Source organism: Sporomusaceae bacterium (assembly GCA_031460455.1).
Classification (GTDB): Bacteria; Bacillota; Negativicutes; order Sporomusales; family UBA7701; genus Anaeroselena.
In genome coordinates this window covers 221,690-228,388 of record JAVKTQ010000005.1, presented here as the reverse complement: position 1 = coordinate 228,388, position 6,699 = coordinate 221,690, and the positions used below count along the sequence as shown (strand labels likewise).

The 6,699-nt window shown below is 56.8% G+C and carries 9 protein-coding genes; 3 read left to right on the top strand and 6 right to left on the bottom strand.

Going from position 1 to position 6,699, the window contains the following annotated elements; all coding sequences use genetic code 11:
- Window positions 1–191: 191 nt before the first annotated feature.
- The 4 genes from RIN56_10445 to RIN56_10430 all read right to left on the bottom strand — a co-directional run bounded on the left by RIN56_10445 (window position 192) and on the right by RIN56_10430 (window position 1,853).
- A complete protein-coding gene (locus tag RIN56_10445; protein MDR7867229.1) occupies window positions 192–599 on the bottom strand; it encodes a biotin/lipoyl-containing protein in 408 nt (135 codons plus the stop codon).
- Between the two features lie 40 nt (window positions 600–639).
- The gene (locus RIN56_10440; protein MDR7867228.1) at window positions 640–966 is read right to left on the bottom strand and encodes a hypothetical protein; all 327 of its coding nucleotides are present in this window, start codon (window positions 964–966) and stop codon (window positions 640–642) included.
- 115 nt (window positions 967–1,081) lie between these two features.
- Window positions 1,082–1,345 (bottom strand): hypothetical protein, encoded by a 264-nt coding sequence (locus RIN56_10435; GenBank protein ID MDR7867227.1) that lies wholly within the window; start codon window positions 1,343–1,345, stop codon window positions 1,082–1,084.
- A 4-nt stretch (window positions 1,346–1,349) separates the two neighbouring features.
- Window positions 1,350–1,853, bottom strand: coding sequence for a hypothetical protein (locus tag RIN56_10430; GenBank protein ID MDR7867226.1), 504 nt, complete (start codon window positions 1,851–1,853; stop codon window positions 1,350–1,352).
- 167 nt (window positions 1,854–2,020) lie between these two features.
- Between RIN56_10430 and RIN56_10425 the strand changes: the two genes are divergently transcribed.
- The 3 genes from RIN56_10425 to RIN56_10415 all read left to right on the top strand — a co-directional run bounded on the left by RIN56_10425 (window position 2,021) and on the right by RIN56_10415 (window position 3,993).
- Window positions 2,021–2,485 (top strand): acyl-CoA thioesterase, encoded by a 465-nt coding sequence (locus RIN56_10425; GenBank protein MDR7867225.1) that lies wholly within the window; start codon window positions 2,021–2,023, stop codon window positions 2,483–2,485.
- Window positions 2,486–2,603: 118 nt separating this feature from the next.
- A complete protein-coding gene (locus RIN56_10420) occupies window positions 2,604–3,557 on the top strand; it encodes a YybS family protein (protein MDR7867224.1) in 954 nt (317 codons plus the stop codon).
- A gap of 241 nt (window positions 3,558–3,798) precedes the next feature.
- The gene (locus RIN56_10415) at window positions 3,799–3,993 is read left to right on the top strand and encodes a hypothetical protein (GenBank protein ID MDR7867223.1); all 195 of its coding nucleotides are present in this window, start codon (window positions 3,799–3,801) and stop codon (window positions 3,991–3,993) included.
- A gap of 79 nt (window positions 3,994–4,072) precedes the next feature.
- On the opposite strand, the gene RIN56_10410 is transcribed toward RIN56_10415, so the two are convergent.
- Window positions 4,073–5,356: an SLC13 family permease gene (locus RIN56_10410; GenBank protein ID MDR7867222.1), complete on the bottom strand. Its 1,284-nt coding sequence runs from the start codon at window positions 5,354–5,356 to the stop codon at window positions 4,073–4,075.
- A 196-nt stretch (window positions 5,357–5,552) separates the two neighbouring features.
- Window positions 5,553–6,683 (bottom strand): sodium ion-translocating decarboxylase subunit beta, encoded by a 1,131-nt coding sequence (locus RIN56_10405; GenBank protein ID MDR7867221.1) that lies wholly within the window; start codon window positions 6,681–6,683, stop codon window positions 5,553–5,555.
- Window positions 6,684–6,699: the final 16 nt, after the last annotated feature.

Sequence of the window (6,699 nt, the reverse complement as noted above, 5' to 3'; positions counted from 1 at the left end):
CCGATAAACCACATGACGACATGCTTCCAGGACAGGCCCAGGAAGCCCATGAGGAGCTCGTCAAGCCAAGGGTATTGTGCCAGTAATGCTTCCATTAGCTTATTAACCTCCCGTGACAATTAGATCGTTCAAATAATCCTGTTTGCCGTCCCGTACGGGCGCATGCCGTACGAGACGGCCCGGAGCTTAAGTTAGGCGAGAACGGCCATGACTTCGCCGGGTTTGACGTTTTGGCCGGCGGCGACGTTGACGGATTTGACGGTGCCGTCCACGGGGGAGCCGATTTCATTTTGCATCTTCATTGCCTCGAGGATCATGAGGACCTCGCCCTTCTTGACCTTTTGGCCCTCCTTGGCGATGACCTTGGTCACCTTGCCGGGCATAGGGGCGTTGATCGGGGTGTCGCCGGCGGCGACTTCGGCGGCGGGAGCCTTGGGGGCGGGAGCGGCGACCGGGGCAGCAGCCGGAGCGGCAGCGACCGGAGCGGCTGCGGGAGCAGGAGCAGCGGCGGCAGCAGGAACGGCGGCGACGACTACGCCTTCTTCGGCCACCTCGACATTGTAGGCAACACCATTGACAGTCACTTTGAATTTTCTCATTCGTTTCATCCTCCGTTTTTCTAAATAATATTACTCCACATCAGCTATACTGGCGGCTATCCATGATCTTCTGGCGGCCGGTGGCCGCCCAGGCGCTCGAGTTGCGCCGGAAGCGGACCACATTGCCGCCGCCTCTGGCGTGGACGATGGCCGCCGTAACCGCGGCAACCATCTCGGCGCTCGCATCTTCCATGACGATTCCGACGCTGGCGCTGATGGCGGCGATCACTTCCGGCGTCAGGTCGCCGGCAGGAGCTGCCGCCGCAGGAGCTTCGGCTTGAGACTCTTTTGTCTTAACCTTTTTGGGCTTCGTCTTGGGTGCTTCTTGCTTCTTGCCGCCGCCGAACAGTGAATCGAAAAATCCCATGTTAATTACCCCCTTTCTGTGAGTCTGTCGCGAACGACGCAGCAACAGCGTAGCTTGGAGTCAAGGTATACAGCATGCCGAGCTACAGCGCCGCTATGAGATGGCATGCTTCCTCCTAAATCATGAATATTATTACATAACCGGCAGCGATAATAATGCCGTACATGGCAACCATAACGGCGGCTCCCTGCCAGGTGCGCGGATAACCGAAGTGCCAGGCATCCCCCAAGAACCCCCGCCGGTTTAAGATGCCTCTCTGTTCGCGCTTCTTGAACCATCTCGCTTTTTTTTCCTCGCCGATAGCGCGGGCGAAGACATATATAATTGCCAATCCGGTGAAAAAGGCGGCGATAACTCTCTCGGCCTGTGCGTCGTACATCTTATTATCTCCCGTCGTCAGTAAGATCGAGCATTTTCCCCGGCATAAGCTCCTGCAGGTTGCGAAGGAACTCATCACTCCCCTTGAGCAGCAGCCCTTGAAGTCGGCAGTCCCGCCTGAAAAGCAATATACGGACCGGGTAAGGGTCCAGCGAGGAATAGCGGTAGACAAGTTTCTTGATCCCCTTGCCCTTGAGCAATCTCTTGTTGTACTTGGCGGCAAAACCTTCCACTTCGCCGGTCTTGACGGCGAATTTCCGCTCCAGCCCCAGTCCCTCCGTCACGACGGAAATCTCGTCCGCGCTCAAAATGCAAGTATAGCGGAATGCATATCGCCAAACAAATAACCCCAGAAAGCCAAAAACATAAATGATAGCCCCAAAACCCTTCCCTGTGGAAAGATACATCCATATTTCGAACGCCATCCAGGCCAGCAGTACGGCCAGCGCAACGCTCCCGAACACCGCCTGTTCCCCGCCCCATGACGACTTCTCCCGATACAGTTCCAAAACCTTTCCTCCAATCGAACCGGCGATGTCTCAACACCGCGCCAGGGCGGTCCCTGCTTCCCCGGAAGTTGTTCCGCAAAAGGAAGGTGAGTTAACCGGCTACAGCGAATAATGCATCCATATAGATATATAAAAACAGTTACTATTTTGTTGTGGGGGGAAATCTAATGTCTTTATCAGTAAAGTATTCAGAACACCGGTTCTCTAAAGTTATGCTCTCATCGCGGGCAAAATTGGCCGGGCGCGTTCGGGCCGGGGAAATAATGCAGATGCTGTACAACGCGGCCCACAAAGTTGCCCAGAAACATGCCGGTTCGGATGTAACCGCGGTCAGAGTGGAGGAACTGCTTTTCTTGAAGCCATTGCATTATGGTTCGTTAGTTACCGGCCACGCCTTTATAACCTTTGTCGGTAACACCTCCATGGAAGTCAAGGTCAACCTCTATCTCGAAGATTTGGTAGACGCCTCGCCATTGCTGACCTCGTCTTTCGTCATGGTAGCCCTTGATGATAACCAGCAGCCGAAGCAAGTTCCGGCTCTGGAATTAAGCAACGACCAGGAGAAAGAACGGTTCGATGCGGGGAAACAACACTATCAGCAGCATAGGCTCGGCGGTTCAAAGCCTCAGTGACCCATCCCAGTAGAAACCGTTTTCAACATCCGGCATGCATTTTTTGTTAATGCATGCCGGATGCCATATAAACGCGCATCCGATCATACCGGAAATAACAATAATCTAGGGTGATAATGTGAACGCCATCAAGCCTTTGGTCGAAAGCGGTTTTCTCACCGCGATAACCGTCGTTTTGGGATTGACTAGTTTCTATATGCCTGTCGCCGGACTTGTGCTGGTGTTCGTCCTGCCATTGCCGATAGCTCTGCTGGGTGCGCGCCACGGAGTAAGGTGGAGCGTCATGTCGACCGTGGCAACCGCCATTTTTTCCGCCATTTTTCTCAATCCCCTCCACGCCGTAATCATGATCTTCAGCTTCGGGATAAGCGGCATAACAATGGGGCATTGCTTGCGTTCCGGCTATACCCTGCCGAAAACGCTCCTTCTCGGTGCGGCCGCCGCTATGCTATCGATCGCGGCCGGTTTTCTCATCGGTCTCTATGTAATGGGTATCAATATTGTCGATATGCAGACGGCCGCGGTACGGAAAGGGATGGAATGGGCACTCGCCCACTCGCGGCCGGGTGGACCGGAGTCAGCCCTCTTCGCGGGCAAAATCGACGCCATCACCAAGCTTTATCTCATCGTCTATCCGGCCGGTCTCGCCGTAAGCGCCCTGATTTTTTCCTACATCAATCTCATTTTGGCCAGAGCGGTCCTGGCCCGTCTGGGGCACCCCATCGCCGCGTTTCCGCCGCTGCGGTTGTGGACAATGCCGGGGTGGCTGGTTCTTGCCTATGGTCTGGCATTGTTATCTTCCTACTACGGACAAGCGAAGAACATCGTCTGGATCTACAACCTCGGCCTCAATTTACAGTTGGTCACCAACACCCTGCTCATCGTCCAGGGGCTCGCCGGTTTCGCGTACCTCGCCGGGAAGCATTCCCTGCCGCGCTGGGCCGCCATCATAATCGTTACGCTCTTTTTCAGCCATGAGCTGCTCACCCAAGTGCTGCTACTAGGCGGACTGTTTGACCTGGCCTTCGATCTGCGGAAACTCAGATCCTCGCGCCCAGGCACACCGAATTAACAATCATAAAGCTCTAGCATTACTTTCCGCCGGCTGCTGCGGCGCTGTTTTTTGTATATATAAATTCCTTCGGAAACATCAAGCGCGAAAACCTTGACTATCGTTTCCATCAAGGATTATAATATAGATAGATAAAGCGTATTTTTTTACCCTTTACCGTTTCTGGTGGAAACGTTTTTACGGTTTCGTTTCCCGGAAAACGCCCGTGACCATACATAACTCGGGAAAGGAGGTAACAATAATGGCTGTTTACAGGTTCAATCTTGAAAACGCCGCTCCGTGGCAGCTTCCTCTCATCGCCAGGCTCAATAAGGTTTTCTCGCCTATCCCGATAACCGTCACCGCGAACGAGATGATAATCGGGTTTTGCGAAGAGGCGGAAGAACACCATGTTTGGCAGAAGCTGGGGCTAGACCACGACTCTCATTGTGTCTGACGGCCCACGCCCCGTTAAACCACGTTATGCCAAGAAACCGCCGGATAAGTCGCGTCCGGCGGTTTCTTGCTTGTCGCAATTATTTCGGGTAGAACGGCCAGACCATCGGAATAATGATGATCGAGACGATGAAGCACACGACAACAAGACCGGTGCCGGCTTTGACATAGTCCATGAACTTGTAGCCGCCGGGGCCAAGGACGATGGTGTTGGGCGGGGTGCCGACCGGCGTCGAGAAGGCGCAGGAGGCGGCGACCGCGATGGCCATCAGCACGGCGTGCGGGCTGGCGCCCAAGCCCTTGGCGATCGAGATGCCGATCGGGGCGAGCAGCGCGGTGCAGGCCGTGTTGGACATAAACTGAGTCAACCCGGCGGAAAGAACAAAGAGGACGGCGGTAATGAGCAGGGGACTCGGGGAGCCGCCCATCGCACCCACCACGGCGTCGGCAATCATCTTGCCGGCGCCGCTCTTGTCGATAGCGGTGGCGATCGGCATCATGCCGGCGAACAGGAAGATGGTCACCCAGTCGATACCCTGGTAGGCCTGCTTCTCTTTGAGGCAGCCGAGGAGCACGGCCAGGATGGCGCCGATGATGGCGGCGACTTCCAGCGGGAATTGTTTGAGATCGAGGGCCATTACGACGACCACGCCGAGAAGGATGAAGCCGGCGATCCACATTTTCTTCGGATCGGCGGAGCTGGCTTTGGCTTCCTTCGCAGCATCGGCGTCGATGGCGGCGTCCGCGGACAATTCAGCCTTGGGAAGCAGGCGTTTGCCGATAAACATCATGTAAATGATACCGACGACAGTGAGCGGGATGCCGATCCAGGCGAACTCGAAGAAGCCGAAAGGCTTGAAGCCGGCCGCTTTGAGAGCCCCGGCGGCGATGATGTTCGGCGGCGTGCCGACAAGGGTGATGATGCCGCCGAGACCGGCGCCGAACGCCAGCGGCATCAGTTGGCGCGATGCGGGAATCTTGGCCACTTGGCAGATGCCAAGCACGACAGGCAGCAGAGCCGCGGTTGTGCCGGTGTTGGAGGTCACCGACGACAGGACAGCGGCAATCAGCATAGTGCCAAACAGCAGGCCGTTCTCGCTGGTGCCTGTGAAACGGACGACGGTAGCGCCGATTTTCTGCGCCAGGCCGGTATGGAACATGGCGGCGCCGATGACGAACATGCCGGCGAACAGCACAACGGTCGAGTTCGCCAAACCGGAGAAAACGGTATTAACCGGGATTACCCCCAGGAGACCCATCGCGATCGCCCCGGACATGGCCGTGATAGCCAGCGGGACTGCCTCGGTAACGAACAATAGCGCGACTACTCCAAGCACGAGTAACGCTTTCACGGCAGGTGTCATTCTTTTGTCCTCCCCACTTTTTCTCTAATCCAACGGTAAAACCAACGCAATCCGGATTGTGCTTACCCCACCTCCTTAATTACCCGATAGTCTAGCGCATTTGTAACAACGACTGTTTGCAAAATTGAAATAACTGACGGCCGGATACGCAGGCGCTTACACCTGCGTATCTGACCCGGAAACCCGGAAGTAATGGTTATTTCAGCATCGCCAGCATGGTGCCGGCGGCGACGGCGGTGCCTATAACGCCGGCCACATTCGGGCCCATGGCGTGCATCAGCAGGAAGTTGCCCGGGTTGGCCTTCTGACCGACCACCTGGCTGACACGGGCCGCCATCGGCACGGCCGACACGCCGGCGGAGCCGATCAGCGGGTTGACCTTGCCGCCGCTGACGATATAGAACACCTTGCCGAGCAGTACGCCCCCGGCGGTGCCGCCGGCAAAGGCCACAAGGCCGAGGCAGATGATGAGGATGGTTTTGTAGTTGAGGAAGTTCTCCGCCGACATGGTCAGGCCGGTGCCGGTGGCCAGGAAGATGGTGACGATGTTGATGAGAGCGTTCTGCGAGGTGTCCGACAGACGATCGGTAACGCCAGACTCGCGGAAGAGGTTGCCCAGCATCAGCATGCCCATCAGGGCGGCGATCGGCGGCAGGAGCAGGCTGATTACGATAGTGGCGACGACCGGGAAGGCTAACTTTTCGAATTTCGAGACCGGCCGCAGTTGGTCCATGACCACCTCACGCTCTTTCTTGGTCGTAAGGAGCTTCATGATCGGCGGCTGGATAAGCGGCACGAGCGACATGTAGGAGTAGGCCGCGACCGCGATCGCTCCCAACAGGTGCGGCGCCAACTTGACGGAAAGATAGATGGCGGTCGGACCGTCCGCGCCGCCGATAATGCCGATGGCGGCCGCTTCCTGGACATTGAAGCCCAGCAGCATGGCTCCGCCGAGGGAGACGAACACGCCGATCTGGGCGGCGGCGCCCAGCAGCAGCGTCGACGGGTTGGCCAGCATCGGGCCGAAATCGGTCATCGCCCCGACGCCCAGGAAGATCAGGGGCGGGAAGATTTCGTACTGGATACCGTAGCTGATGAGCTGCATAACGCCGTGCTCTTCAAGAAAGCCCGTTTTCGGCAGGTTGGCGAGGACGCAGCCGAAGGCGATGGGCGACAGCAGCAACGGCTCGAAGCCCTTGGCGAACGCCAGGTAGAGCAGGATGAGGCCCACGAGCATCATGATGGCGTTGCCGCCGGTGAAACCTGTGAAGCCGCTATCCGACCAGACGGCCTGGAGCGCGACGGCAAACGCGTTGAATAGTTCCATATCTATGTCCTCCTAA

Bases quoted from the DNA above. Each gene is read 5' to 3' on its own strand.
- RIN56_10445 (MDR7867229.1), bottom strand. From the start codon at position 599: ATGAGAAAATTCAAAGTGACTGTCAATGGTGTTGCCTACAATGTCGAG.
- RIN56_10440 (MDR7867228.1), bottom strand. From the start codon at position 966: ATGGGATTTTTCGATTCACTGTTCGGCGGCGGCAAGAAGCAAGAAGCA.
- RIN56_10435 (MDR7867227.1), bottom strand. From the start codon at position 1,345: ATGTACGACGCACAGGCCGAGAGAGTTATCGCCGCCTTTTTCACCGGA.
- RIN56_10425 (MDR7867225.1), top strand. From the start codon at position 2,021: ATGTCTTTATCAGTAAAGTATTCAGAACACCGGTTCTCTAAAGTTATG.
- RIN56_10415 (MDR7867223.1), top strand. From the start codon at position 3,799: ATGGCTGTTTACAGGTTCAATCTTGAAAACGCCGCTCCGTGGCAGCTT.
- RIN56_10410 (MDR7867222.1), bottom strand. From the start codon at position 5,356: ATGACACCTGCCGTGAAAGCGTTACTCGTGCTTGGAGTAGTCGCGCTA.
- RIN56_10405 (MDR7867221.1), bottom strand. From the start codon at position 6,683: ATGGAACTATTCAACGCGTTTGCCGTCGCGCTCCAGGCCGTCTGGTCG.